The sequence below is a fragment of the Thalassotalea sp. G20_0 genome (genome assembly GCF_017744175.1).
GTDB lineage: Bacteria > Pseudomonadota > Gammaproteobacteria > Pseudomonadales > Endozoicomonadaceae > Endozoicomonas.
Window position 1 is genome coordinate 73,900 of record NZ_JAGHQV010000007.1, and the last position, 26,363, is coordinate 100,262.

21 protein-coding genes are annotated in these 26,363 nt (G+C 47.6%); 10 read left to right on the plus strand and 11 right to left on the minus strand.

Features of this window, described 5'->3' with window-relative positions; translation table 11 throughout:
* Positions 1-428: 428 nt before the first annotated feature.
* Positions 429-5,279, plus strand: a complete 4,851-nt coding sequence (locus tag J7438_RS06080; RefSeq protein WP_209275830.1) for an NAD-glutamate dehydrogenase — start codon at positions 429-431, stop codon at positions 5,277-5,279.
* Positions 5,280-5,401: 122 nt separating this feature from the next.
* On the opposite strand, the gene J7438_RS06085 is transcribed toward J7438_RS06080, so the two are convergent.
* Complete coding sequence (locus J7438_RS06085) at positions 5,402-6,829, minus strand: protein kinase domain-containing protein (RefSeq protein ID WP_353620099.1); 1,428 nt, start codon at positions 6,827-6,829, stop codon at positions 5,402-5,404.
* Positions 6,830-7,170: 341 nt separating this feature from the next.
* Between J7438_RS06085 and J7438_RS06090 the strand changes: the two genes are divergently transcribed.
* Positions 7,171-7,461: a hypothetical protein gene (locus tag J7438_RS06090; protein WP_209275832.1), complete on the plus strand. Its 291-nt coding sequence runs from the start codon at positions 7,171-7,173 to the stop codon at positions 7,459-7,461.
* 378 nt (positions 7,462-7,839) lie between these two features.
* Here J7438_RS06090 and polA read toward each other — a convergent pair whose 3' ends face one another.
* Positions 7,840-10,587, minus strand: a complete 2,748-nt coding sequence (gene polA, locus J7438_RS06095; RefSeq protein WP_209275833.1) for a DNA polymerase I — start codon at positions 10,585-10,587, stop codon at positions 7,840-7,842.
* A gap of 256 nt (positions 10,588-10,843) precedes the next feature.
* Here polA and J7438_RS06100 point away from each other — a divergent pair, with 256 nt between their 5' ends.
* Positions 10,844-11,245 (plus strand): DUF2782 domain-containing protein, encoded by a 402-nt coding sequence (locus J7438_RS06100; RefSeq protein WP_209275834.1) that lies wholly within the window; start codon positions 10,844-10,846, stop codon positions 11,243-11,245.
* Positions 11,246-11,289: 44 nt separating this feature from the next.
* Positions 11,290-12,279 (plus strand): homoserine kinase, encoded by a 990-nt coding sequence (locus J7438_RS06105; RefSeq protein WP_209200372.1) that lies wholly within the window; start codon positions 11,290-11,292, stop codon positions 12,277-12,279.
* Here J7438_RS06105 and J7438_RS06110 read toward each other — a convergent pair.
* On the minus strand, positions 12,271-13,971 hold the full coding sequence (locus tag J7438_RS06110) for a U-box domain-containing protein (protein WP_209275835.1): 1,701 nt from the start codon (positions 13,969-13,971) through the stop codon (positions 12,271-12,273). The two genes, J7438_RS06105 and J7438_RS06110, sit on opposite strands and share 9 nt — an antisense overlap.
* Before the next feature lie 194 nt (positions 13,972-14,165).
* Between J7438_RS06110 and J7438_RS06115 the strand changes: the two genes are divergently transcribed.
* The 5 genes from J7438_RS06115 (at position 14,166) to J7438_RS06135 (ending at position 18,550) form a co-directional block, all read left to right on the plus strand.
* Entirely contained in the window at positions 14,166-14,645 is a 480-nt protein-coding gene (locus J7438_RS06115) for a Fur family transcriptional regulator (protein ID WP_209200369.1), read from the plus strand.
* A 13-nt stretch (positions 14,646-14,658) separates the two neighbouring features.
* A complete protein-coding gene (gene znuC, locus J7438_RS06120; protein WP_209200367.1) occupies positions 14,659-15,432 on the plus strand; it encodes a zinc ABC transporter ATP-binding protein ZnuC in 774 nt (257 codons plus the stop codon).
* The gene (gene znuB / locus J7438_RS06125) at positions 15,429-16,214 is read left to right on the plus strand and encodes a zinc ABC transporter permease subunit ZnuB (RefSeq protein WP_286196435.1); all 786 of its coding nucleotides are present in this window, start codon (positions 15,429-15,431) and stop codon (positions 16,212-16,214) included. Before znuC ends, znuB begins: the two co-directional genes overlap by 4 nt.
* Positions 16,215-16,317: 103 nt before the next feature.
* Positions 16,318-17,067: a hypothetical protein gene (locus J7438_RS06130; protein ID WP_209275836.1), complete on the plus strand. Its 750-nt coding sequence runs from the start codon at positions 16,318-16,320 to the stop codon at positions 17,065-17,067.
* A 58-nt stretch (positions 17,068-17,125) separates the two neighbouring features.
* Positions 17,126-18,550 carry a hypothetical protein gene (locus J7438_RS06135; RefSeq protein ID WP_209275837.1) on the plus strand — a complete coding sequence of 475 codons (1,425 nt, stop codon included), beginning with the start codon at positions 17,126-17,128 and terminating at the stop codon, positions 18,548-18,550.
* A 119-nt stretch (positions 18,551-18,669) separates the two neighbouring features.
* On the opposite strand, the gene J7438_RS06140 is transcribed toward J7438_RS06135, so the two are convergent.
* The 5 genes from J7438_RS06140 to J7438_RS06160 form a co-directional block, all read right to left on the minus strand.
* Positions 18,670-19,326: an SCO family protein gene (locus J7438_RS06140; RefSeq protein WP_209200349.1), complete on the minus strand. Its 657-nt coding sequence runs from the start codon at positions 19,324-19,326 to the stop codon at positions 18,670-18,672.
* A gap of 9 nt (positions 19,327-19,335) precedes the next feature.
* Positions 19,336-20,238 (minus strand): heme o synthase, encoded by a 903-nt coding sequence (cyoE, locus tag J7438_RS06145; RefSeq protein ID WP_209275838.1) that lies wholly within the window; start codon positions 20,236-20,238, stop codon positions 19,336-19,338.
* A gap of 2 nt (positions 20,239-20,240) precedes the next feature.
* A complete protein-coding gene (locus J7438_RS06150) occupies positions 20,241-21,341 on the minus strand; it encodes a COX15/CtaA family protein (protein ID WP_209200341.1) in 1,101 nt (366 codons plus the stop codon).
* A 73-nt stretch (positions 21,342-21,414) separates the two neighbouring features.
* Positions 21,415-21,999 carry a redox-active disulfide-containing membrane protein gene (locus J7438_RS06155; RefSeq protein WP_209200339.1) on the minus strand — a complete coding sequence of 195 codons (585 nt, stop codon included), beginning with the start codon at positions 21,997-21,999 and terminating at the stop codon, positions 21,415-21,417.
* 183 nt (positions 22,000-22,182) lie between these two features.
* The gene (locus J7438_RS06160) at positions 22,183-22,884 is read right to left on the minus strand and encodes an SURF1 family protein (protein ID WP_209200337.1); all 702 of its coding nucleotides are present in this window, start codon (positions 22,882-22,884) and stop codon (positions 22,183-22,185) included.
* 102 nt (positions 22,885-22,986) lie between these two features.
* On the opposite strand from J7438_RS06160, the gene J7438_RS06165 reads away from it, so the two are divergent.
* Positions 22,987-23,202, plus strand: coding sequence for a DUF2909 domain-containing protein (locus J7438_RS06165; protein WP_209200335.1), 216 nt, complete (start codon positions 22,987-22,989; stop codon positions 23,200-23,202).
* 3 nt (positions 23,203-23,205) lie between these two features.
* Here J7438_RS06165 and J7438_RS06170 read toward each other — a convergent pair whose 3' ends face one another.
* The 3 genes from J7438_RS06170 to ctaD all read right to left on the minus strand — a co-directional run bounded on the left by J7438_RS06170 (position 23,206) and on the right by ctaD (position 26,354).
* Entirely contained in the window at positions 23,206-24,096 is an 891-nt protein-coding gene (locus tag J7438_RS06170) for a cytochrome c oxidase subunit 3 (protein ID WP_209275903.1), read from the minus strand.
* Between the two features lie 86 nt (positions 24,097-24,182).
* On the minus strand, positions 24,183-24,746 hold the full coding sequence (locus J7438_RS06175; protein WP_101745352.1) for a cytochrome c oxidase assembly protein: 564 nt from the start codon (positions 24,744-24,746) through the stop codon (positions 24,183-24,185).
* Between the two features lie 15 nt (positions 24,747-24,761).
* Entirely contained in the window at positions 24,762-26,354 is a 1,593-nt protein-coding gene (ctaD, locus tag J7438_RS06180) for a cytochrome c oxidase subunit I (RefSeq protein WP_101745353.1), read from the minus strand.
* Positions 26,355-26,363 lie beyond the last annotated feature (9 nt).

Sequence of the window (26,363 nt, forward strand, 5' to 3'; positions counted from 1 at the left end):
TCATACAAAGATCGGGCTTTATACCAGAATTGGACGCCGCTTGCAAATTCCATCAGGGCTACGGATTATGCTTAGCCCCCGCAAAATCAGCAATCCCAAGGCATTTTAGCTATTTCTCGACTATCTTGACGAGATGCTTGACGAAAAGCTTGACAGAAAAGCTCAACGAGAAGGTTGTCAGCAAAGCCAGGCTGACATTGTTAACGCAACCAGACACTGTTTAATCGGCTCATTGCCAATAGTGCAAACGCAATTTTATACAGCGGTATTGATCGATGTCACCCAAAAGTTGTCACTGCGTAATAACCACTGATACGACGGCACAGTGATCAATTTATTCTGGCCCATAAGCATTGACAGTTATGGCATAACCCGGCAAATCAGGTGAGACAGTTTGCCCTACTCAATTCCAGTGACAGAGGAATCTCATGGACCGCTTTACCGATTTTCGAGCCATCATCGTTAATCAGGTTCAATCGCTTCTGGCAAAGCGCATGTCAACCAAAGAATATGAGCAAATACAGGCGCTTGCTGATGCCTATTACCGGGGAGTTGCCAGTAAAGACCTGACCCGGATCAATACCGATGACTGCTATGGCGCACTCCTCTGCCTGTGGCAGTTTTTACAGACCCGGCAGCCGGAACAAATCAAGATCCGCGTCTACAACCCGGAACCGGAAACCCACCACTGGCACTCCACACACAGCATTGTTGAAATTATCACGGATGATATGCCCTTTCTGGTGTCTTCGGTGTTGATGGAGCTTGATCGTCAGAAAATCAAAGTTTACAGCCTGAATCACCCCACCCTTCGGTTAGAGAGGGACAGCACAGGTCAGCTGCTAGCCATCAGCACGCCACAGGCAGAAATGACCGAAGCCGTTATTCGGGTTGAAATAGACCGCCAACCGGAACAACTGGATTTAGAGAAGGTCGCGGCCGGTATCCGGGATATCGTTGCGGATGTTCATAAAGTAGTTTCTGACTGGGAGGCAATGCAAACCAGGCTGGATGATGCCATTCAATGGTGTCAAAGCCACCCTGTGCCATTACCGGATATTGAGCAGAAAGAAGCGCTTGCTTTTATGAAGTGGCTGAAAAAAGACAATTTTCTGTTCATCGGCTTTCGCTATTACGAGATCATCCATGGGTCAAACACACTAAGACTGCGTACCAACAGCAAAACCGGTCTGGGGACGTTTCGGGAGGCCCCCCATCAGCATCCGGTAGAGCAAGAGCTGTCCCCCTATATTGCCTCACAAATTCAGGCACCTGAGTTACTGGTTATCACCAAATCCACCAGCCGCTCAACGGTTCATCGACCCGCACACCTGGACTATATCGGGATAAAACAATTTAACGATGCCGGTGTAGTCACCGGGGAATGGCGTTTTTTCGGACTGTTTTCGTCAACCGCCTACAACGTTCCGCTGGATGATATCCCGCTGATACGAAAGAAAGTAGCCAGGCTTTTAAAAAGCAACAGCTGCCCGATAAACAGCCACCGGGGTAATGCCCTGCGCCACATTATTCATAACTATCCAAGGGACGAGCTCCTGCAGGCAAGTTTTGAACAACTTAAGGCCGTCATCAACGGGATTCTTGACTGCCATGAATTGCGGCAGTTGAAAGTATTCCTTCGTCCCGACCCCTATGACCGCTTTATTACGGTGCTTATTTACGTATCCAGAGATAATTTCAACACAGAACTTCGCTTACAGATGCAACAGATCCTGCTCAGTGAGTTGAGTGGCAACAGTATTGATTTCAATGTTCAGCTGTCGGAAAACCCAATGGCGCAATTGCAATTTACGGTGCATTGTCGTCATGCCAGCCAGCAGGATATCGAAGTTGAACGGCTGGAAGCCATGATTCATGAAGCGATGCTGAACTGGACTGATCACCTGCAACATGCGTTAAAAGAGGCATTTGGTGAGGCTTCGGGTAACCGGCTGGCACAATGTTATCTGCAGGCATTTCCCGCCGCGTACCGGGAGGATGTTACCCCCCGCCAGGCAGTAGCAGACATTCAACGTCTGGAATCGATAAAAGACAGTCATCAGATAAGAACCAGTCTCTACCGTCCGGTTACCGACCATTATCGGTGGCACTTTCGGGTGCTGGGTAAAGGCCCACTCCTGGCACTCTCAGATGTACTTCCCATTCTTGAGAAGATGGGTGTCAGGGTAAGCAGCGCAAGACCTTACGCCATCAACCCCTGCCGTCAGGAAAATGCCTGGGTGCTTGATTTCAGTATTGAGCCTGACGGCCATGATAACGCTCTGACAGTCAATATAAACACACCGGAAGTTGACCCATCAAGCCACTCCAACCTTGAAGATACCCATCTGCGGGAGCAGTTCCATGAGGTGTTTATTCGCACCTGGAAGGGAGAAATGGAGAATGACGGGTTCAACGGGCTGTTGGTTTCAGCCGGTTTGAACTGGGAGCAGGTTGTGCTCATCCGGGCTCTGTCCAAATACCTGATGCAACTGCCAGTGCCCTTCAGCCAGAGCTATATGCAGAAAGTGCTGAACAGTAACCCATCGGTGGTGCGTGAAATCGTAGACCTGTTCAGCATCCGTTTTTATCCGGATTTCCGTGGTGATCGCCATGACATGGCCAATGCCTGCTCTGACAGGATTTACCAATTGCTGGACAGTGTCGCCAACCTTGATGAAGACCGGATCCTGCGTCACTTTCTCAGCGTCATCGAGGCCATGTTGAGAACCAGCGCCTATCAGAAACAGGGGGAGCCAAAAGGTTATCTGTCGTTCAAACTGCAACCGGAAAAGATTCCAACCTCACCTCAGCCAAGACCCATGTTTGAAATATTTGTCTACTCGCCTCGCTTTGAAGGCATCCATATGCGCAGCGGGAAGATTGCCAGGGGAGGATTACGGTGGTCAGACCGGATGGAGGATTTCCGCACCGAGATTCTGGGGCTGGTCAAAGCCCAGATGATCAAAAATGCCATTATTGTTCCCCACGGGGCCAAAGGGGGCTTTGTCACCAAAAATCTCCCGGCCAACGGCTCCAGGGAAGAAATACAGGCGGAAGGGATTGCATGCTATCGAGCATTTATCTCCGGACTTCTGGATCTGACCGATAACCTGCAGGGCGGACACATCATCCCTCCTGAAAACGTCATTCGCTACGATGATGACGACCCTTATCTTGTGGTGGCAGCGGATAAAGGCACCGCCAGCTTTTCCGATATTGCCAACGATGTATCAGAATCCTATGGGTTCTGGCTGCGGGATGCTTTTGCCTCTGGTGGCAGCCAGGGCTATGACCATAAAAAAATGGGGATCACTGCCCGGGGTGCCTGGGAGTCGGTAAAAAGGATCTTCAAAGAGCGTGAAATCGATACCCAGACCCGGGATTTTACGGTCATCGGTATTGGTGATATGTCCGGTGATGTATTTGGCAATGGCATGCTACTTTCCAGCCATATTCGTCTGATCGCCGCCTTTAACCACCAGCATATCTTTATTGATCCTGATCCGGATATTTCAGTCAGCTTCAGTGAGCGTCAGCGCCTGTTCAATTTACCCCGGTCATCCTGGGACGATTATGACCGCAGCAAACTATCAGAAGGTGGCGGTGTATTCAGTCGCCAGCTGAAAAGCATTCTTTTGAGCAAGCAGGCCAGAACCGCACTGGCAACAGATAAAACCATCCTCTCACCCGCGGAACTTATTCAAACGATTCTGAAAGCGCCAGCGGATCTATTGTGGAATGGCGGCATTGGTACTTACATAAAAGCCAGCAGTGAAAACAATGCCGATGCCGGGGACCGGTCCAATGATAATGTCAGGATCAGCGCCAGCGAACTGAATACCAGCGCGGTAGGGGAGGGCGGAAATCTGGGCCTGACTCAGCTGGCAAGAATTGAGTTCTCCAGCAGAGGCGGCCTGATCAATACCGACGCTATAGACAACTCAGGGGGGGTCGACAGCTCAGACCATGAAGTAAACATCAAGATTCTGCTCAATCAGATGGTTGATGATGGTGATATAACCATAAAACAGCGTAATAGTTTACTGGCCAGTATGACGGATGAGATTGCCAGACTGGTTCTCAGGCATAACTTTTTACAGAGCCTGAGGCTAAGCCTGAGCCTGCAACAGAATATCCTGTTATTTAATGACCATCGCTTCCTGATCAGAAGGCTCGAACAGAAAGGGCGTCTTAACCGGGCTCAGGACGGCCTGCCATCGGATACAGAAATTAAAGCCAGGGTGAAAGCCGGTGAAGGGCTTACCCGGCCGGAAATAGCCATTCTTTTGTCCCACACCAAGCTGGAGCTGTTTGAATCCCTGGTCTCAGCCAATGTGGCTGACGATCCGACACTGGCAACAAAACTGCTGGACTATTTTCCATCACAGCTTCGTAACCAGTTCCCTGATCAGATCAGACATCACCCATTAAAAACTGAAATACTGGCGACCCATCTCAGCAACGAGGTTGGCAACCGGATGGGAGCGACGTTTATCGAGTATATCCATCAGGAAACCCGACAGTCGGAGCTTAATTGTGTCCGGGCATTTATGGCGATAAAAGAGATCTTTTCCATTCCAGCCATCTGGGATCAGTTTGAAAGCCTGGGTTTTGATGTCAAAGATGATATCCAGAGAATAGAACTGTTTCGGGTACAGCAGCATATCGAAAAAGCCTGCATCTGGTTGCTGAAGAATCATGGCAGCCCTATGGATATAGAGTCGCTTATCAGTAACTATAAACCGGGTGTCTGTGCCGTCAGTGGACAACTGGCGGAACTGCTGGGAGAGGAAGATTGCGCCTGGCTGGGTGGCAGGGTTACCCGGCTACAGGAAGCACAGCTGCCGCAAACGCTGGCGGAAACCTGTGCGGGCCTTCGGTATCTGTATTACGTACTGTTTATGGTCAGTGTGGCTAATGAATATCAATTTACCGTTACTGATGTGGCCTCTGTCTTTTTTGCCCTTGAGGATTACCTGTGCCTGCCGTGGTTAAGAGAACGTATTCGTCAACTGCCGGTTAACGACCTCTGGCAACGCAAGGCACAATCATCTCTGAAAGATCAGCTGGATCGAACCCTCAACGATAATTGTGTCCATGTTCTGACCCATTCACAGGGAAAGCCGGAAGAGCGCCTTAAACGGTGGCTGGAAAAAAATACTGAGCTGATTGATCGCTGGAAAGCAACAATCCGGGAAATACAATCCGCCAGAGAGCAAAACCTTGCCATGCTGTCAGTAGCGGTACAGGAACTGTCGCTTATTGCTTCAAGCTAGTGCTTTAATATCCATACATCTTCACACCATAAGCTGACATCTTCCATGTACATCTGCTGTCATCTGTTTGGAGGTAATAGGCCGCATAGATTACCCTGCATAGCAAAAAACCAGTACTCTGGTCACAAATTATCTTCCTGCATAAAGGGGTGTTTCAGTGCCTCCTCAAGAGTGATGCGTTCTGTAGGGCTTGATTCGATCAGCCTGCTGAACAGGTCCGCTGCATCCAAATCATGGTCACGCAACCTCCTGGTAATTAATGCCTGCTGTTTGCTGAGTTGGTTCAATACACAGCCTCCAGGATTGTGAAAACTATACTTACACTTTCTCAGAGTGTCAGGCTCAATCATTAGCAAAAAGGGGTCGCCCAAGACGAGTTGGGCAAGGATTACGCCTAGAGACCAGTTATCAGTTTTTTCATTTGATGTCTCAGCCCTTCCACAGGGAACTTTCCTGGGGTTTGGGTCATTGTGCAAAGAGAGATCGTAGCAACTAACAGTCCGGGCATTAATAAAGTGTAAAAGTTTTTCTGGAGCCCTATACTCTGCTGTTCCCATGTCATGGATCCAGCCTATGGTTCCTGCCGATGCAAAGTTGGCAATTTTAATGTCACCATTTGCACTGATGAATATGTTGTCAGGCTTCAGGTCATTATGAGTCAAGCGTGCATCGTGAATGGCTTGTACACCCTTTAGCATTTGTCTGAAAATAGACTGGGTACGGTGTTTGTCCGGGGCTCCATCCAAACCAGATAGAAAGTCCCGGAGGGTTGAGTCGAATGCCTCCGTTATCAAGTAATTCAAGGGGCTTTCTGGAGAAGATGTACCAATAAGCCTGGCAAGATATTCAGAACCCTTGCCAGTAAAAGAGAGAAGGCTACGGTTTATTAAATTTTCCTGTGCATAATCCACTGGGTCATTGATCACTTTCATGGTGAAGGGCTGGCCGTCCTCAGTTGTCATTCGGTATACAGGGTAAAATCCACCGGTACCCAGTTCCGAATGAAATCGAAAACCAGCCCTTTGTTGGCATGGCTTATCATAGGCCTCTCCTTGCCTGCCCTTATCATCACTGACTGCCTGGCATTCACCCTCTCCTGCTGAACAAGTATCGTCCTGTTTAAGAAAAGTCTGGTACCAGTGCGGATAATCAAGGCTTTTGAAGTGGGTATCCATAAAACGTTGGAAAGATTGTGGATCAAATAAACACTCTATACTGGTCCGGCTCACTGTCGGGTTATTGGTGTCAGTGGATTCAATAGCCTGTAGGAACGATAAACGGGCCTGTAGCGTATCCAATAGAACGGAGGTTATCCTGTGATCTGCAAGGGATGTTCTTGAATTACATTTCAGGTATTGATAGCCACTGGTCGCACAAAGCAGCACAACCAGGCTTTTTTTGTAATTGCTAACCAGCCAATGGGCAAAACGAGCCCCATATGCTGGTACTTCAATACTGCCCGATGGTGAGCTGGCGGGAGAGGTCGGTATACTTGTCTGGTGAGTATTGGGCAAAGCTTCCTGGTTAGCGTTGGTTATCATGTGGGACATTCCCGATGCTATTGAGAATCTTGATCAACGGTTTAATCGGTTGTCTATCCGTTAGCATTTTATTCGACAATAGGTTCAGGAGTGAGTTCCTGAATATCAATATTGGCTGATATCTCAATGTCAGAGCAGGGAAAGCACCAATACAGTTTGAAAACCTGATCGTTGCAGCCTGAAAATAGATAAATATTACGTTAGTTCAGTTTTTAGTGTTTCTTTATGTACGTTGGGGTGGTGTAAACGTCTAAACAGCGGTCAGAATCCTGAGACAGAGATAAAGAAATTAATCCGAAAAATACCGCCTCAAAAAAAAACGGTCATCAGGGGAAAATGACCGTTTCATCATGTCTCTATTGTTGCAACAACATCCAAAGTACACAGCAAGTAGATTGGCGATCCTGGTGACTCAGAAGTCTGTTGTCATGAAAAGAATCAACCCTGCCACTATAGGTTTTAACGGTCAACAAACCCCATTCTTTAGGCTCGGTTGGATAAAAATTCGGCAAAAAAAAGCCAGCATCCGGGGGAAGGATGCTGGCTATATAGCTTCGGCTACAGGGGAGCAGCCTACCACTCAAGTTACTGTCAACACAAAACACACAGTGAGCAACAAGAAACCAGAATCAAACTACTGACTTTTTCTCATCCTCATATACTCAGACAAGCAAAATTCCAAAAAGTTCCCTGAAAAATAAAAAAAATTTAAAAAAAAGCCAGCATCCTGAAAAGGACACTGGCTTTACACGATAGATGCGGGGAAACATATACCGCTTCAACATTAACAACACTTAACACACAAGGAGCAACTCATTTGAGACTCACTATATGAGACAAGCAATATGGTAATAAAGTTCCATCGTTTACAAAAAACTTACAAATGGTGACTACGCTGTTATAACACATAAAGCAGCTAGTGCATGGTTTCAATGAGTTTGATGTGTACAATCTCCGCTCAGGACGAACGGAGTTTGGAGGTCAATGAAGGAACCCATCAAATACATTGAAACCGTGTACTAATGGGCTTCATCCCAGTTATCCCCAATACCGGCTTCAACCAATAGTGGAACACTGAGCTGGGCGGCACTGGACATCTGCACTTTTATCCCTTCAACAACGGCCTCAACACTCTCATTGGCAACTTCAAGCACCAGTTCATCGTGGACCTGCATAATGACACGGGCATCAAGCCCTGACGCTTTCAGCCACTCATCAACCCTGATCATCGCCTTCTTGATAATATCTGCGGCAGTGCCCTGCATAGGTGCATTGATCGCTGTTCGTTCAGCACCCTGACGGCGCATACCATTTCTGGCATTGATTTCCGGCAGATACAGACGACGACCCAATATTGTCTCCACATACCCCTTTTCCCGTGCGAAGTTTTTGGTTGTTTCCATGTACCTTAAAACACCCGGATAACGTGCAAAGTAAAGGTCGATATATTCCTGTGCTGATTTCCTGGATACCCCCAGCTGTTTAGCGAGTCCGAACGAAGACATGCCGTAGATCAAACCAAAGTTAATGGCTTTGGCACTTCGTCGCTGGTCACCCGTTACATCATCAAGTGCTACGCCAAATACTTCAGCCGCCGTTGCCTTATGGATATCCAGCCCATGGGCAAAAGCATCCAGCAGACCTTTATCACCAGAGAGGTGTGCCATGATTCTCAGCTCAATCTGGGAGTAATCTGCCGCCACCAGCTGGTAACCTTCCGTTGCAATAAATGCCTGTCGCACCCGACGGCCTTCCGGTGTTCGAATGGGAATATTCTGCAGGTTAGGATCCGAGGAGGATAGTCGTCCAGTGGCAGTTACTGCCTGATGATAAGAGGTATGGATACGACCCGTCGCCCCATTAATCATCTGCGGAAGTTTCTCGGTATAAGTGGACTTGAGCTTGCTTAAGCTACGATGCTCAAGAATCAGCTTGGGCAATTCATAGTCCAGGGCAAGCTCCTGCAAGACCTCTTCGGCGGTTGATGGCTGCCCCTTGGGCGTTTTCTTGATAACCGGCAGTTGCAGCTTATCAAACAGAAGCTCCTGCAACTGTTTGGGTGATGATAAGTTAAATGCCTGTCCTGCCACATCGTGGGCCGCTTGCTCCAGTTCCTTGAGACGCTGGCCAATCTCCAGGCTCTGTTGTTTAAGCAGGACACCATCCACCAGGGCACCATGCCGCTCAATACGTGAAAGAATATCCACCAGTGGCATTTCTACTTCCCGGAACACCGCCGTCAACGAAGGCTCAGCCTGCAACTGCTCCCAGATGGCAAGATGGAGACGTAACGTAATATCCGCATCTTCTGCCGCATAGGGGCCCGCTTTCTCAAGCTCAATCTGGTTAAACGTCAGTTGTTTAGCACCTTTGCCGGCAATATCCTCATATTTGATGGTTTTATGATTCAGGTAATGCTCAGCCAGGGCATCCATATTGTGACGGGTGGCGATGGAGTTCAAACAGTAGGACTCAAGCATGGTATCAAAAGCGGCCCCCATGATTTGAATGTCATATCGGGCCAGCACGCTCTGGTCGTACTTAAAGTTCTGGCCTACTTTCTGTTTTGCCGGGTCTTCCAGCAAAGGCTTGAGTTTTTCCAGTACCCAGTTTCTCTCCAGCTGGGCTGGTGCTCCCAGATAATCATGGGCAACGGGCACATAAGCGGCCTTGCCGGGCTCAATGGCAAATGAAACACCCACCAGTTCAGCCACCATGTAATCCAGGCTGGTGGTTTCGGTATCGAACGCAAACAGCTCTGCAGATTCCAGCTGTGCTATCCAGTCAAGAAACTCGGTCTCTTCAGTAACTACAGAATACTCACCGGTAGCGCCTGATGCTTTTTCGTCAGCTTCATTGCTATCAGTAAAAGCGCCCTCTTTCTCCAACTCGGCAATCAACGTCCTGAATTCGTACTCTTTAAACAGCGCTAACAGTTGCTCTTTATCAAGGGGCTGCATTTCCAGACTTTCAATGGAAACCGGCAGTTCTACATCGGTCTTGATGGTGGCCAGCTGCCGGGATAACAATACAATGTCCTTGTGCTCGGTAAACTTCTCAGCGAAGTTTTTGCTCCCCCGAAAACCAAGCGCAGCCACTTCATCCAGCCGCCCGGCAATCTCATCGATACTGCCGATGCCATTGAGCAGAGCCAATGCTGTTTTCTGACCAACACCCGGCATACCCGGGATGTTATCGCTGCTGTCGCCCATCAATGCCAGATAGTCAATAATCAGGCTGGCAGGAATACCAAACTTACTTTCAACACCCTGTTGATCGGTATATGCATCATTCATGGTATCAATCAGCGACACATGCTCAGTCACCAGCTGGGCAATATCCTTATCACCCGTAGAAATGATGGTGTTGATCTTTTTCTCGGTTGCCTGTCTGGCCAGCGTACCAATCACATCATCCGCCTCAACACCTTCAATCATTAATAGAGGCAAGCCAAGCGCACGAACAATGTGATGTATGGGTTCTATTTGTGAGCGCAAGTCGTCCGGCATTGGTTTCCGGGTGGCTTTGTACTCGCTGTACAGGTCATGGCGGAAGTTTTTTCCCCTGGCGTCAAAAATGACTGCAACATGGCTATCCTGATACTGGCGCATCAGACTGCGCAACATGTTTGTCATGACCCGGATAGCGCCCGTTGGTCGACCATCAGCCGTGCGCAGATTGGCCCGCTCAGAAGCATGAAAGGCACGATAAAGGTAAGATGAGCCGTCGACGAGTATGAGTGGCGGCGTACTGGCTTGTTCTGACATGGATTACGGACTCACTTACGATTCTGGGTAACTGGGTATAGAATGCTTCTAGGAGGCTGACCGAGAATAGCGCCCGTAGCGAGGATGGCAGAAAATTGAGGATAAAAATTCCGTTTTGTGAGGTGAATAGCGGGGCTATTTGCCGAACAAAACGGAATTTTTAGACCAATTTTCTGCCACCGCAGTAGGGCAGTCTATTCTCGGTCAGCCTCCTAGCAGTTTAATGGTTTCCACCGCAATTATCATGAGGCTCCTGATGAAACCCTTGATAAAAAGAGCGCAGTTGGGTCTGGTTTTCTTACCCTTGTTTCTTTGTGGCTGTGCGACACAAAGTCCGGAAGGTTCAAAGCCGGAGCAGCCAACAGCCCATAGGGGCCAGAGAGCGGTTGTGTTTACTGATGAAGCCATTAAAAAGATTCCCAGACACCTGCGCCCTGAAGCGCTGGAGAACAGGGACGACACATCGGTAGTGATTCGAGCCGGTGATTCCAGAACTTATAAAGAGTACCGGGTCGGTGGCCAGCTTTATGCGATTCAGGTGATTCCCAAGGTAGGTAAGCCCTACTACCTGATTGCCTCAGATAATGAAGGCAACCCCATTGATCCAACAAAACGTACCCTGCTAGTGCCTTCATGGACCATTTTTGAGTGGCACTGAGTACAGCAAAACCATAAATATAACCATCCAGGAACAGGGACTTCATGTCTGTTTATACCCATTTGACACAACAGGATATCGAGCAACTTCTGATTCGTTATGACCTGGGTAACTTAACGTCCTTCCAGGGCATTGAAAGTGGCGTTGAGAATACCAACTACTTTCTGGATATTGATAACAAGGGCAGTCACCAGCGCTATGTATTAACCCTCTTTGAGTATCTGCCCGCCGACACACTGCCATTTTTTATCCAGTATACGGATGAGCTTAAAGCGTTCGGCCTGCCTGTGCCCAACCCGATTCGGGATATGAGTGGTGCTGCTCTCCAGTCGGTGAAAGGCAAACCTGCGCTGATTGTGCAATGCTTTGCCGGGCAGCACCCTGACGCCGAAAACCTCTCTCTGGACCAGTGCCAGCAGATTGGTGCGATGCTGGCAAAAATCCATAAGGCAGGACAAGGTTCCTCCCTTTATCAGGAGAACCAGCGGGGACTTGCCTGGCTTGATGCCCAGCAGAAAAGACTCATTCCATTACTTGGCCAGGATGATGCCCACTTTATGGCTGAGCAATGGCAAAACATCTCTGACGCTTTGCAAGCGTTTGACAATCTGCCAACCGGGCTGATTCATGGCGACCTGTTTCATAATAATGTACTGTTTGATCAGGGCAGAATCTCAGCCGTGATCGACTTTTATCAGGCCTGTAATGACTGGCTGATCTATGATCTGGCGGTTACTGTAAACGACTGGTGTCTTACTGATACGCTTGAACTGGATAGCCAACGCTTAAAAGCACTGACGGAGTCTTATGCGCAGGTCCGGCCTTTTACTGAGAATGAGCAAAAAGCCTGGCCAATCATGTTGCGGCTGGCCGCTTTCAGATTCTGGATTTCCCGGCTGATTACTTTTGTACACCCGGAAACTCAGGCAGACAATGAGCAGGAGGAAAACCTCCTGCGCCATTTTCTTGATCCGAATAAATTCAGGGATATGCTGAGAAAACGAACAAAGCTTGCGTTGGCAGAATTAAGCTGATTGGTTGGTATCTGTTGAATCAGTATCCACTTTAAGTTCTTTTAGTTTGGGGGATAGATCATCAATAACCTTTTGCAAACTAAAATCAGGGGATAACTGTTTCAACTCCAGGGGTTTTGCTGTGATCGGACAGCTGTTATTTTCCTCAAGCCACCGGGTAATTGATGCCTGGTCAAAAGTGTGTCCATAAGGAGTGATAACAGCATGTTCTATTATTTTCAGAGTTCTCGGGTCAGTAATGGATTTAGCAATATCTTTCTTTATGCCTAGTTTTAAAGCATTAATATCGGCCATCAAGTCCATTTTTCTCTTTGTAAGGGATATGACTTCTTTACCACGTTGCTCTTCTATAATTTCCAGTATTTCCGACAATTTCTGTTTTTTGAGCTCCAGAAAACTCTCATCAGCCATCTTTTTCAACTTTTTATCTACTTTGTCCATACACTCTTCAACTTCTGATAATGCTCTTACAGGACTTTTTTGCAACAACATCACAAAATCTGAAGAAACTTTATGGCATGTTGGTAAAGTTCTATTTAAATAGTCAAATAAACCATCAGCTTTACCTTTAAAATAATCACTCCTGCTGAGACTTTTCAATATAAAGATCAGCTTTTCAGGAAACATCATATGTTCGCACACTTTTGTACATTCGGTTATCTCAATTTCATTCAATAATGAACAGCTGTCTTCTGGCATGGCAAGAAGTTTACGAAGTTTCTGATAACCAGTAGTATCCATTCGCATGGCAATATATTTAATCAGATCCTCATCTTTATGCAAATCAATGCCTTGCTGATCATAAACGGCTTCTGTGAAACTGTTTAAAAAGCTTATATAACATGTATCCCAATAATTCAGAATTGAGAATAGCGCCCAAATCATCTGAACATTCATATTATTATCAAATTCAAAATTCATTTTCAATTTGGAAGGAGGAAAATCCACGCCAATATTTCTCAATAATTTTTCAAAGAGAACAAAATTCAGTCCGGAATCTATAGAAAATTGTCCATCCAGCAACAGATCAAATGCCAGGTAAACAGGCAATTTTTCTTCAAGAAAACATTCATATTCTTCTAAGGAATTTAGCAATATGTCGCAGAAGCCTTCGTCATTCTTATCAAAATCACTTACCAGCTTTTCAACAATAGATACAATATTATCGCATTTATAGTGCTTGCACACTAATAAGATCAGCTCTGGCTTTAAGCTATTATTAAAATAATTGATACTAACTAAATAACTAATGTGTGAAACAATATTATCAAATGTATTTTTTACAGCCTTTACCCGTTCATTTTCTTCTATGTGGAACAGTATATTTTGATTTTTCTTATATCTGTAAACACCCACATCATCTTCAATAATTGACTTGAGTTGTGCTTTGCAATCTTCAACAGAATTCAAACAGCCATCATCCAGCCATGCTTTTATTTCCTCAAGCTCCGCCCTGAACTGGCTAGATGATATGGCAGCTTGTATGTGAGTTGTCGTTAAAAATTTCTTCTGTTCGGGCTCTGGGGAATTTGGTAATCCAGCTGAACCAATAAAGGCTCCATTCTCATGGCAAACAGTAATTTTCCGGTTTAGAGACATACCACTTTGTTCAGTTTCTTCATTTCTTTCTTTTTCAGAAGATTCCGGAAATTTAACTCTATTATTATGTATTGAATAATTGCTTGCTTCCATTTTTTCTCTCAATATTTGTATTAATTTTTAGCCAATCTCACGAAGTGTAATTTTTCACTGGTTGGCTTAATCGACTTGTTAATTGACCGTAAATTCAGGAAAAAGTTCCACTTGGTTTTTTAATTTACTTTTGTAGCTATGAAACCCTGTAAAAGCGTTATATTATAACGTCCACAAGTTTATTTGATCTGACCATGTCTTGCCTTAATCCCTACAGAGACCATAACCATCAGCACTGTATCAAAGATGCTTTGAATAAAGCCCGTTTGCTTTGCCGGAGCCGCAATATTCGCCTGACGCCCCTCAGGGAAAGGGTGTTAGAGCTGGTCTGGCAGAGCCATTGCCCGGTCGGGGCCTATGAAATACTGGCCGAATTGACTCAGGGAGAGTCCAAACCCGCCCAACCCCCTACCGTCTACAGGGCATTGGATTTTCTTCGGGAGCAAGGGCTGGTCCATCGCTTGTCATCCATCAATGCCTACATTGGCTGCTGCCATCCGAGCACGCCACATAACAGCTGTTTTCTGATCTGTACCCAATGCCGGACCACCATTGAAATTGAACACCCGGCCATTGAACATTCCCTGGAAGACTGTGCCAGTGAACACGGCTTTATCATTGCGGATACCTCAATAGAGCTGGCTGGTTTATGCACCAACTGCAAAACGAAGTGAATAATCACATATTATGAATCAACCATTAATAGAGTTGAGCAATATCTGGATGAAGTTCCAGAACAGAGAGGTACTGACCGGGATCAATCTGCAGGTGAATCCCGGTGAAATCGTTACCCTGATAGGCCCGAACGGTGCAGGAAAAACCACCCTTGTACGGGTAGCCCTTGGATTGCAGGAACCCACATCCGGCCAACGCTCCGTCAGAAAGGGGCTGCGCATTGGCTACATGCCGCAAAAACTTCATATTGATGACTCCATGCCACTGACGGTCAACCGGTTCCTGAGACTGACCGGCTGTCGTTTAACAGCCGTTCACGACGCCCTTGGGCGAACCGGCGTTAGCCATGTACTCCAGTCACCGCTGCAATCCCTGTCTGGTGGTGAGCTGCAAAGGGTTCTGCTGGCCCGGGCACTGCTGCATAAACCACACCTTCTGGTGCTGGATGAACCGGTGCAGGGGGTTGATGTCACCGGACAGAAGGAGCTTTACCAGCTGATCACGGAGATTCGTAACGCGTCCAGGGACCGGGAGCACTGTGCCGTTCTGATGGTGTCCCACGACCTCCATCTGGTGATGGCATCCACCGACAAGGTCATTTGCATCAATCAACACGTCTGCTGCTCCGGCCACCCTCACCAGGTTAAGCAACACCCGGCGTATCTTCGCCTGTTTGGTGGAGAGTCGGACGAACTGGCGGTATATACTCACCATCACGACCACCATCATGGCGTTGACGGGCATATTCTTGAGCCACAAAGCCCTGTATCTGAAGGAAAACAATGATGCCGGATATTCTCTTATCTGCCTTACTGGCAGGCTATGGCGTGGCTCTGCTGGCAGCCCCCCTGGGCTGCTTTGTGGTCTGGCGGCGTATGGCTTATTTCGGCGATACCCTCTCTCACTCTGCTCTACTGGGGGTGTCACTGGGGCTGATGCTGGATATCAATATCAACCTGGCCGTTATCGCCAGTTCACTGATGATTGCCGCCATCCTGGTCAGCTTCCAGGAAAAACAACGAATGGCTTCCGACACCCTTCTGGGAATCCTTGCCCACAGCTCTTTGTCCATTGGTCTGGTCACCGTCAGCTTTGCGGATAATGTTCGGGTAGATATGATGTCCTATCTGTTCGGTGACCTGCTGGCAACCGGTCCCTCTGATCTTTACTGGATTTACGGAGGAGGAGCCCTGGTTCTGGCAACACTGGCATGGCTCTGGAAACCGTTGTTATCCATGTCAGTTCATGCCGAGCTGGCCCAGGTGGAGGGCATTCCGGTCAGGAAGCTCAGAATGACGCTAACCCTGCTGATGGCCCTGGTGATCGCCGTAGCCATGAAGATAGTCGGTGTCCTGCTGATTACCTCCCTGATGATTATTCCGGCAGCGACCGCCCAGCGGCTGGCGCGCACACCAGAGCAGATGGTGATTGTTTCAGCACTGCTTGGCATCCTTGGTGTTTCCGGAGGCTTGGCGGCTTCATGGTATCTGGACACGCCTGCGGCCCCTTCAGTGGTTGTGGCCAGCTTTTTACTTTTTTTAATCACCCGGTTGATAAAAAGAAAGTAATAAATAAAACCTGAGTCCGCGAGTTCACAATACAGAAATCTGCTCGAAAAGCCTGCTGCTTAAGGCTTTTCGTGTAAATTCACGGCAAAGTCAGGAAAAACTGATGAATATATCCTCTACAGCTAACACTATGTCTCTCCCCGCACGAACAGCGAACAACAGTATGGAGAAAAACAGCAGCGGCTCATTTGCAGGCAGGGAAACAAGTCATGCAAAGACGGTCAAGGTTTATATAAAGGAACCGTTTACTCTGACACGTCAGTCATTAATAAATCCGGCAATTTCCAACAAAATAACACTCCAAATCTTTCAAATTGGGGATAAAACTGATGTCTCAATTTGTGGTGACGGCGCTGATGAATACTTAATGACACTTTTTCAAGATAAAGACGACAAGATTTCTTTTGTTGTCAAAGGTCAGGATGAAACAGAGTGTGAATATCAGCCTCCAGTCACCTGGGGAAAAAGATTTGTAAAGTGGATTTCACAAGGGGCTCGTTACTGTACGACTTCTGAAGATAGCGAGTATTTGATTCCAACATGTCATCAGTTTGAACGTTTTTTACACTGTGGATCAGAAAAATACAATATCAAAATCCCTATGAACTATTATCCCTCAACTGTAGTCACTGATATAAAAATAGTTGAGCCATTTAGCTATCTGAATTTGTCGGATACATGCACACAAGAATGGATCCATTCCATGACCTACATAGGCTCCGGTTTCTGCATTGGTAAATTTGGCACAGGTTCCATTGCCATCCAGACTGTTGAAAACTCTATGTTGTATTGGAGAAATAAAGACCGTGAAAGCCCCAGGTCAATTACATTACGCACTGGTAAATTGGCTTAAAGCTTTATGAGAATTCCGACCTGACCAAACTCTCAGCCAGGAGGTAACGAGAGAAGTTATGAAAATAAATTTTCCGAATATTTCTGAGAACAGCAAATATGATGAATTGTTTGCCGGGTTACATATTTCACCCAAAAATCTTGTCTCAACTGAACACGATCCAGTTAAATCAGTTGATATTGATGAAGGAGAACATTATCTGGTCTGCGTTGAGCACGGCATTAGAAAAATTGGCATACTGCCTGCGGATACCCAAATATTACTAAAAAGAGATCTTGATACCAGTACTCCATGGATAGCTTCTCAAAAAGTACTGGAAAAAGCAGAACCAGCCTTACAGTCAACTGCTCAAAAACTTCTGGAAGATCCCCAGTGTCAGTTGGATTATCAGCTTTTTGATTTGAGCAGGACTGCTCTGAAACTGTCGGCACAACCTCATTCGAACTCTCAACGGAAATACCAGGCTGTAGAGCAGTTTCAGAAGAATCAGCCAACAGTTTTTGAGCAGTTACCCTCGCAGCAGCCCAGCGTTTCCGGGGAACAAAGTCCTGTAAAAACACCTTCACCAGCAGAAAATGAGAAGTTACCTCCATGGTTTATTAAAGGAATGGCAGGGAAACTTTTAACAAGAAAAATTTTGGTCATCGAAGAACCATTTCAACTTAAACCTACAGTAGGGGAATTGGCAATATATTCAGGAATGATCAGTGATGAAAAAGAATTACCACCATTTGCTAAAAATACAAAAGTGCTGACAGAAACATCGGATGGATCACTTGCAATGGCTGCTGAAGTGATTACTGATCAACCTTATAATCGGTATTCTGAGGTAACAATTTTAAAGAGCAGTACGACAACAGATAAAATAATTACTTTGAATACTCCTCTTAAGCGAACATTAGCGGACACTGCTATCGACGTCATCATCACAAAATATCATGACGCTGTTGCATACAAAAAGGAACTATCCCGATGGTTGCCAAACCACCCATTAGTAGCCTACATGGAGCAGTTGGTAGCTTTAACCACTAAAATTCCTGATTATAAACCTTTGAAGGATGAAGCAAACAGTAAAACCAATCAACAAAAAAGAGCAATTATCAATTATATAGAAAAAATCAAACAACCATTAATAAATTTGCTTATGGAGCATTATCATCTGCGTTTTATTGAAGCGCACACACCAGAGGAAGATATCCAGGAAGCGATTGATTATTATCAAAGAACAACCAGCAATTCTGTTCTCGACCTGGTTCAGCTTGATGAGGAATTGTTAAAGCCACACGGTATTGAAACCTTTCTTGATATTCACGCCTTCTTCAAGACACCTTTAATGAATATGAATAAAAGAAATAATTTCAAACATAAAATACGAACGCCTGAGGAAGCTGAAAATTTCACAAAATTGGCGAATTTATCTATTGACCTGGTTTATGAAATAAGCAGATTTATTGAGCTTGAAGTGATTCGGACCGATTCTTGACCCATCGTACTTTCGATTTGACCGCTGCCCTGAAAAAACTTTTGGCTGGAACTCTCTATTAATTTGCAAAGCCAGCATCCGCTGGCTTTAACATCAAAAAGATAGTAAAAAATCAAGACTCAATGACTCTTGTCAATACTTAACAACGCTGCCCTAAGCTTACCGGGTTCCAATGGTGGCCGTATAAACCCGTGATAGTGTCCTTGCGGATTAATCAAGGCCAGGTTGGCACCATGATCCACCAGATAAAACTCATCCTCAGGGTCAACCACCGGGGTGAACGGGACATTCATCTGAACCGCCAGGTTATAAATACTGGCAACTTCTCCTGTGATTCCTGTGAAGTCCTTATTAAAGTAGGGCACATAGCCTTTCAGCTTGTCAGGGGTGTCTCTTCGTGGGTCCACCGTCACCATCAGGTACTGCATCTCTTTCGCAAGAACCGGCGACTTCTCCTTGAGCAGTGCGTCCAGCTTATTTAACTGACTGAGCGTTGCCGGGCAGATATCAGGGCAGAAGGTGAAGCCAAAATAGACCAGGCTCCAGCGCCCCTTAAGATTTTCTGCGACAAATGGCTGGCCGTTATGGTCAACCAGCCCATCCATGGTGAAAGCCCTGGGTGTTTCAAATACCACCGCCCCCATCTGTTGCAGCTGCTCTTTGGATAACGCTGGCTTGTTGATGAATTTATTCGCCGTCACCCCGAGCACGACAGCAACGGCTGCCAGTAAAATAGTGACCGTCTTTTTCACCCCTTTACTCCTTTCTGTGTCCACAGGGACTCCTTACACCCAGAGATAAAATGAATAGTGGTCCACCAGTAACACCACAAACAGCAGCATCAAATAGGTAATTGAAAACCTGAAGGTCTTGATGGCAGCATGAGGTCTGCTGTCACGCAGCAGAACAATGGACCAGTATAAAAAGCGTGCTCCCAGAATGGTTGCACCCACCAGATAGATCACCCCACTCATACCCGTCAGGAATGGTAGCAAGGTGACCATAAACATGATGATGGTATAGAGCAGAATATGAAGTTTGGTGTAAGCCTCACCATGGGTAACTGGCAACATGGGAACATCCGCTTTGGCATACTCCTCCTTGCGATGGATCGCCAGGGCCCAGAAGTGAGGCGGCGTCCAGGCAAAAATAATCAGTACCAGCAAAAGGCCATGGCCTTCAAACTGTCCGGCCACGGCAGTCCAGCCGAGCAGGGGAGGAGCCGCCCCAGCCAAACCACCAATAACAATATTCTGTGGCGTTGCCCGTTTCAGAATCAGTGTATACACCACCGCATAGCCCATCAGGGATGCAAATGTTAACCAGGCGGTCAGAGGGTTAACCAGCACAAACAGCATGGCCATTCCCAGTGAACCAATAATAAAGGCAAAAATGACCGCCTGGAGCGGTTCAACCCGACCGGTGGCCACCGGACGATTATGGGTTCTCGCCATCACCGTATCGATCTGTCGGTCAACCACATGATTGATCACCGCTGCGGCACCGGCACAGAGAGCAATCCCCAGGTTGCCAAAAAACAGAATATCCAGAGGTACCCAGCCAGGTGTTGCCAGGTACATACCAATAACCGACGTTAAGATCATCAGCGCGACCACCTTCGGCTTGGTCAGCTCAAGATAATCCTTCCAGTGGGCACTCCCTGCCGGTAATACATTACTTTGACTCATGCTCAGCCCTCTATTTCCTGCAAATCCTGCAAACTGTTGTTCAAACCACTTTTCTTAAGAGCACCACCGAATAAGAAGTAGTTATAGGCCACCAGTGATAATAACAACAAGGCACCACCGAGATTATGGGCTACGGCAATACTCAACGGCAGGCTCCAGATGATATTGCTCAGGCCAAGACCCACCTGGACCGTCAACATGACCATAACCAGCAGCATCAGTTTTCGAACCGTTGAACCTATAGAACCACCAACCCTGAAAGATACCTTGAGCGCAATAAGCATTTGCAACGTCAGAAATATCACTATAAGTATCGCCCCCGCTCTGTGGGCAAAATGTATGGCGGTTCTGGCCTCAGCATGCAACTGCCCACCCAGATAATTCGGACCGATGTCCTGCCCGACATCGAACCCTTCTGCAAAATTCATGGGTGGCAGCCATTGCCCCTGACACATTGGCAGGTCAGGGCAGGCAAGGGCTGCATAGTTGGAGCTGGTCCAACCACCCAGACTGACCTGACCAACCACCAGTACCAGACTGAATACCGCCAGCCACCTCAGGAACAGGAACGGCTTTTCCGGCACCTTTTCTCGATGCGCGCCGGACAACCTCAACGTCAAGAGAAACAACAAACTGAAGGTGGCAAAACCGCCCAGCAAATGAGCAGTCACAACCTGGGGCCATAGTTTTAACGTGACGGTCCACATACCAAAAGCGGCCTGCAGAGTAATCAGTGCAAGGATCAGAATGGGCAGCTTGAACGGCTGACCCGGCTCACGCCGGTTTCTGAATGCCTGAATAACAATCATCAGCACCAGGAGCATCAGGGTGCCAGCCACATAACGGTGGATCATCTCTGCCCAACCCTTATCAACTTCAACCGGAGCCTCCGGAAAGAGTGACTCGGCATGGGCAATCTCCTGCTGAGTATCCGGCACGGTCAGAAAACCATAACAGCCGGGCCAGTCAGGACAGCCAAGCCCGGCATGTACCAGCCTGGTATAGGCCCCCACACCAACGACAATGCTTGCCAGCAGCGTTGCGATCAGCGCCAGATAAAATCCTTTTTTCTTCATTGCCACCCCAGTGAGTTGACTACCCATTACCAACCCTTTTTTTAACCAAAAAATACCACATTAAACAAAAACCAATGACTAAATAATCATTTAGTACCCATTAACCGATATTGGATGCTTTCAGCAGCTTTTGCAGATCTTTCAGCACATCACCACCAGGCTGATCAACCCGATATCCCATAATCAGATTACCCAGTGGATCAATGATAAAAATACGGTTCTCTGGCCAGTGCTTCAGGCCAAGTGCGGTTTGCACATGGTTTTTGTCCGCGTTCAGCCAGTAAATTCCCGGATGTTCCGTTTCAAGTTCTGAGGAGGGCACCGGTTTTTCCGGAGCAATATAAAACCGGGTCACTCGTTCAGACTCTTTTCCCAGGGCAATATGCACCTGACGGGTTTTGTACAGGCTTGCGACACAATCAGACTCTTCACAACGGGCACTGCCAAACACCACCACGCGCCAGAGGCCCTCTGTTGCTGAGGCATCTACACTCTTTTCACCGTCCTGAAGATGCAGCGCGGCAAACTGGGCCGGTGGTAATAAAAGCTCGCCTTTATTGGTTCTTCCTTCTGGTATCCATGCCCCGGTAAAGTACATCATCCAGGCCAACCCCATGGCCATGGATGGGATCAGAATGACAAGGGCAAGCTGCAGCCGGTTCTTATTCGTGGTTGTCTTGGTCATGATCACCTCACACGTCATGCTTGTTCTTAAGTAGTTAGCCGAATGGAATCATATTTTCTGGCTAAGTGGGCAGTTACTATGCAAGGCACAACGTAGGGAGCATAGCCGTAGCTATGTGACCGTAGTTGTAACGCCGCAGAGTGACTGTCCACTTAGTCAGAAAATATGATTTCATTTGGTTAACTACTTATGGTTCTTACCTGAGCGAATCATCTGGAACCCATACAACAAGAGCAGGACCAGTGCCATGGCAAACCATTGAAAGGCGTAGCCCAGGTGCTTCTCTGATTTCAGATTAATCACCGTTGGGCGCATCTGTTCAGCACCCGGCTGACCGGCTCTGAGCACCATGTAGAAATCCGGCATCGTGCTCTCTATGGCTTCGGATATTTTTAGTGAGTCAAACGCCTGGATGCGTTTCGGCCAACCATCTTCCCAGATGTCTTCCGCCAGCATAAAAGGTTTACCCAGGGGCTTATACGCAAAGCCGGTCAGTATCAGATGCTCCGGATCTGTCATCACCTCCGGCAGCCGTTCCCGATCACCTGCGACAATCCACCCCCGGTCAATCAGCAACCATGCTCCGTCATCGGTCAGAAACGGCATAAACAGCTCATACCCGGCCTCGCCCTGGAAAACCTGATTATCCAAAAGAAAGTAGCGATCCGGGTCAAACCGGCCGCTCACCGTAAAAGGGAGAAACAAAGGATCTTCGTGGCGTTGAACCTGGGAAAGTGGCAGCGGCTCAAGAGTATGGCGAGACTCATAAGCCTGCTCCAGCATCAACTTTTGCTCGTAACGTGATAGCTGCCAGAAGCCCAGACTCACCAGTACCGGCAGGGTGGCAATCACTAACAGGGTCAACTTCAATCTGAATCCAAACATCAAGTGAACGGTCTTTCTATGCTATTGTGTCCCAGAAAGTGCGGAAAATACTGAGTTCATCTCAGGAGTTTGCCTTGTGGATAACTTTCTTGAGCCAGGAATATGTGGATAAAACTCGTCGTTATTGTTCTTTTTATTGCCGTGGTTATCAGTCTGGGTACCGGCTTTTATTTTTTGCTGACTGAGAAAAAGAGTTCGCCCAAGCTGCTGAACTCCCTGAAAGTTCGTATCGGTCTCACTGTTTTGATTATGGTGATTATTGTCGCCGCCTGGCTTCATGGGGATATCCACAGCCAGGCACCCTGGTTGTATCGATAATAGTTAAATCAGATAAACGAAAATAAACAGTCCAACCCATACCACATCTACAAAGTGCCAGTACCAGCTGGCGGCCTCAAAGGCAAAATGGTTATCCGCCTCAAAATGCCCCTGAAAAACCCGCACCAGCATCACCGCCAGCATAATGGCTCCCAGGGTTACATGAGCACCGTGAAAACCGGTCAACAGGAAGAAGGTTGAGCCATAAATACCAGCACTAAGGGTCAACCCCAGTTCGTTATAGGCTTCTATGTACTCTTCAACCTGGAAAAAAAGGAATGCGGCACCGAGTATCAGTGTCAGGATCAACCACAGTTTTATCTTGTAGCGGTCATTAGCGCGCAGTGCGTGGTGGGCCAGTGTCAGTGTGATACTGGAAGCAACCAGCAGAAGCGTGTTCAACAGCGGCAGGTGAAAGGGATCCACAACATCGGCAGCGCCAACAAAAAGGTCGTTGTCCGGATTCACCATCAGCGGCCAGCTCGCAGTGAAGTCTGGCCAGAGCATTTCGTGGGTCATCGCCCCTTCACCCTCACCGGCGAGCCAGGGAACGGCCAGAACACGAACATAGAACAGGGCTCCGAACAGTGCGGCGAAGAACATCACTTCGGAAAAAATAAACCAGAACATTCCCCAGCGGAATGTCCGATCCATCTGCGCACTGTAAAGCCCGGCCCGGGACTCCTGAATGACATTGCCGAACCAGCCAAACAGCATCCAGGCCATTATCAGGCCACCGGCATAAAACACATAGTGTGCACTGGAGTCCTTAACACCGGCGCTCATGTCATTCATCATCATGCCGGCCCCCAGAAGGGTCAGAAAAAGTCCAATAGACGCAATGATTGGCCATTTACTCTGGGCCGGAACGTAGTAGGTACCTTCGGTAGCCATAATACTTTCTTTCACCTCTCCTGATCTGACAGGGAGTACGCCTTTTCTCCCGAACAATCTTCTTTAGAAAATAAAGCTCAAAACATTCAGTTCAAATGGGTTACATCAAACAGCGTATAAGACAAGGTTAGCTTTTTTATATGCTTCGGCAGATCCTGATCGACGATAATTCGCAGTGGCATCACCTTTTCTTCCCATGGCTGCAACGTCTGTGTGGTAAAACAAAAACACTCGACCTTATGCAGAAAGTTGGTGGCTTCAAACGGCGTCACACTGGGAATGGCCTGGCCCACTATGGTTTTACCCGTGGGGTTTTTCGCAACAAAGTTGAGCAGGCCTGGTTCGCCGGGATGCACAGTGACCTGGGGAGTGCTGGGGTAAAAGTCCCAGCTCATGCCCGCATTCTTCGTGGCCACAAACTGCACCTTGATATCGCGGCTGGTATCCACTTTGGCTTCTGCCGCCTTGTACATATATGGGTCAGGATCCGTCTTGCCGTTCAGGCCAGTCACCTGACAGAACACGTTGTACAGTGGCACCATGGCAAAACCAAAACCGAACATGCCACAAGCTACGAGTATGGAGCGAATGACAGTACGGCGAGTTGAATGCTCAATGGCCTCAGGCTGCTCTCTATCCTGTTCACTCATACAGACTCCTGTCGTTTACTTGACATCCGGTGGTGTGGTGAAGGTGTGATAGGGCGCTGGTGATGGCACACTCCACTCTAACCCTTCAGAACCTTCCCAGGGCTTGGCCTCAGCTTTTGCTCCCCCCCTGATGCATTTAATCACGATAAACAGGAACAGGAGCTGCGTGGTTCCAAACATAAAACCACCAATACTGGCCATTTCATTGAAGTTGGCAAACTGCAGTGCGTAGTCCGGAATCCTGCGTGGCATGCCAGCCAGCCCGACAAAGTGCATTGGGAAGAATGTCAGGTTCATCCCGATAAAGGACATCCAGAAATGCACTTTGGCCAGCGTCTCGTCATACATATAGCCAGTCCATTTTGGCAGCCAGTAGTAGCAGGCAGCATAGATGGCAAAAATTGCTCCCGGCACCAGTACATAGTGGAAATGAGCCACCACGAAATAGGTGTCGTGATATTGGAAATCAGCAGGGGCAATTGACAGCATCAGTCCAGAGAAACCACCAATGGTAAAGAGCACCACAAACGCCGTGGAGAAGAGCATCGGGGTTTCAAAGGTCATGGAACCACGGAACATGGTGGTCACCCAGTTGAATATCTTCACCCCGGTGGGTACCGCAATCAGCATGGTGGCGTACATAAAAAACAGCTCGCCAATCAGCGGGATGCCCACCGTAAACATGTGGTGCGCCCAGACAATAAACGACAGAAAGGCAATACTGGCGGTGGCGTACACCATGGAGGTATAGCCAAACAGGGGCTTGCGGGCAAATGCAGGAATAATGGCGGAGACAATCCCGAAGGAGGGGAGAATCATGATGTAAACTTCCGGATGCCCGAAGAACCAGAAAATATGCTGGAACAGTACCGGATCACCACCACCACCGGCATTGAAGAAACTGGTACCGAAATGAATATCCATTAACATCATGGTTACTGCACCCGCCAGCACCGGCATTACCGCAATCAGCAGATAAGCCGTGATCAGCCAGGTCCAGACAAACATGGGCATTTTCATCATGGTCATCCCCGGAGCCCTGAGGTTCAGGATGGTCGCGATGATATTAATCGCACCCATGATGGAAGAGATCCCGAGCATGTGGATGGCAAAGATGAAAAATGTTGTTGAAGGCGGTGCATAGTCTGTTGATAGTGGCGCATAGAAGGTCCAGCCGAAGTTGGGGCCACCACCTTCCATAAACAAGGTGCTCACCAGCATCACGGCAGCAAAGGGCAGAATCCAGAAGCTCCAGTTGTTCATCCGGGGCATGGCCATATCCGGTGCTCCGATCATCATGGGAATCATCCAGTTAGCCAACCCGACAAAAGCCGGCATAACGGCACCGAATACCATGATCAAACCGTGCATCGTGGTCATCTGGTTGAAAAAAGCCGGTTCGACAATCTGCAGTCCGGGCTGGAACAGTTCAGCCCGGATGATCATGGCCATGGCCCCACCGGTCAGAAACATAATGAAGCTGAACCACAGGTACATGGAGCCAATGTCTTTGTGGTTGGTGGTCAGAACCCAACGCATCAACCCTTTGGCAGGCCCGTGATGGTGTTCCTGATCCAGGGAAGAAGCAGTATCTGTTACCGAAGTCATATCTACTCT

Bases quoted from the DNA above. Each gene is read 5' to 3' on its own strand.
- J7438_RS06080 (WP_209275830.1), top strand. From the start codon at position 429: ATGGACCGCTTTACCGATTTTCGAGCCATCATCGTTAATCAGGTTCAA.
- J7438_RS06085 (WP_353620099.1), bottom strand. From the start codon at position 6,829: ATGTCCCACATGATAACCAACGCTAACCAGGAAGCTTTGCCCAATACT.
- J7438_RS06090 (WP_209275832.1), top strand. From the start codon at position 7,171: ATGTCTCTATTGTTGCAACAACATCCAAAGTACACAGCAAGTAGATTG.
- polA (WP_209275833.1), bottom strand. From the start codon at position 10,587: ATGTCAGAACAAGCCAGTACGCCGCCACTCATACTCGTCGACGGCTCA.
- J7438_RS06100 (WP_209275834.1), top strand. From the start codon at position 10,844: ATGAAACCCTTGATAAAAAGAGCGCAGTTGGGTCTGGTTTTCTTACCC.
- J7438_RS06105 (WP_209200372.1), top strand. From the start codon at position 11,290: ATGTCTGTTTATACCCATTTGACACAACAGGATATCGAGCAACTTCTG.
- J7438_RS06110 (WP_209275835.1), bottom strand. From the start codon at position 13,971: ATGGAAGCAAGCAATTATTCAATACATAATAATAGAGTTAAATTTCCG.
- J7438_RS06115 (WP_209200369.1), top strand. From the start codon at position 14,166: ATGTCTTGCCTTAATCCCTACAGAGACCATAACCATCAGCACTGTATC.
- znuC (WP_209200367.1), top strand. From the start codon at position 14,659: ATGAATCAACCATTAATAGAGTTGAGCAATATCTGGATGAAGTTCCAG.
- znuB (WP_286196435.1), top strand. From the start codon at position 15,429: ATGATGCCGGATATTCTCTTATCTGCCTTACTGGCAGGCTATGGCGTG.
- J7438_RS06130 (WP_209275836.1), top strand. From the start codon at position 16,318: ATGAATATATCCTCTACAGCTAACACTATGTCTCTCCCCGCACGAACA.
- J7438_RS06135 (WP_209275837.1), top strand. From the start codon at position 17,126: ATGAAAATAAATTTTCCGAATATTTCTGAGAACAGCAAATATGATGAA.
- cyoE (WP_209275838.1), bottom strand. From the start codon at position 20,238: ATGAGTCAAAGTAATGTATTACCGGCAGGGAGTGCCCACTGGAAGGAT.
- J7438_RS06150 (WP_209200341.1), bottom strand. From the start codon at position 21,341: ATGGGTAGTCAACTCACTGGGGTGGCAATGAAGAAAAAAGGATTTTAT.
- J7438_RS06155 (WP_209200339.1), bottom strand. From the start codon at position 21,999: ATGACCAAGACAACCACGAATAAGAACCGGCTGCAGCTTGCCCTTGTC.
- J7438_RS06160 (WP_209200337.1), bottom strand. From the start codon at position 22,884: ATGTTTGGATTCAGATTGAAGTTGACCCTGTTAGTGATTGCCACCCTG.
- J7438_RS06165 (WP_209200335.1), top strand. From the start codon at position 22,987: ATGTGGATAAAACTCGTCGTTATTGTTCTTTTTATTGCCGTGGTTATC.
- J7438_RS06170 (WP_209275903.1), bottom strand. From the start codon at position 24,096: ATGGCTACCGAAGGTACCTACTACGTTCCGGCCCAGAGTAAATGGCCA.
- J7438_RS06175 (WP_101745352.1), bottom strand. From the start codon at position 24,746: ATGAGTGAACAGGATAGAGAGCAGCCTGAGGCCATTGAGCATTCAACT.
- ctaD (WP_101745353.1), bottom strand. From the start codon at position 26,354: ATGACTTCGGTAACAGATACTGCTTCTTCCCTGGATCAGGAACACCAT.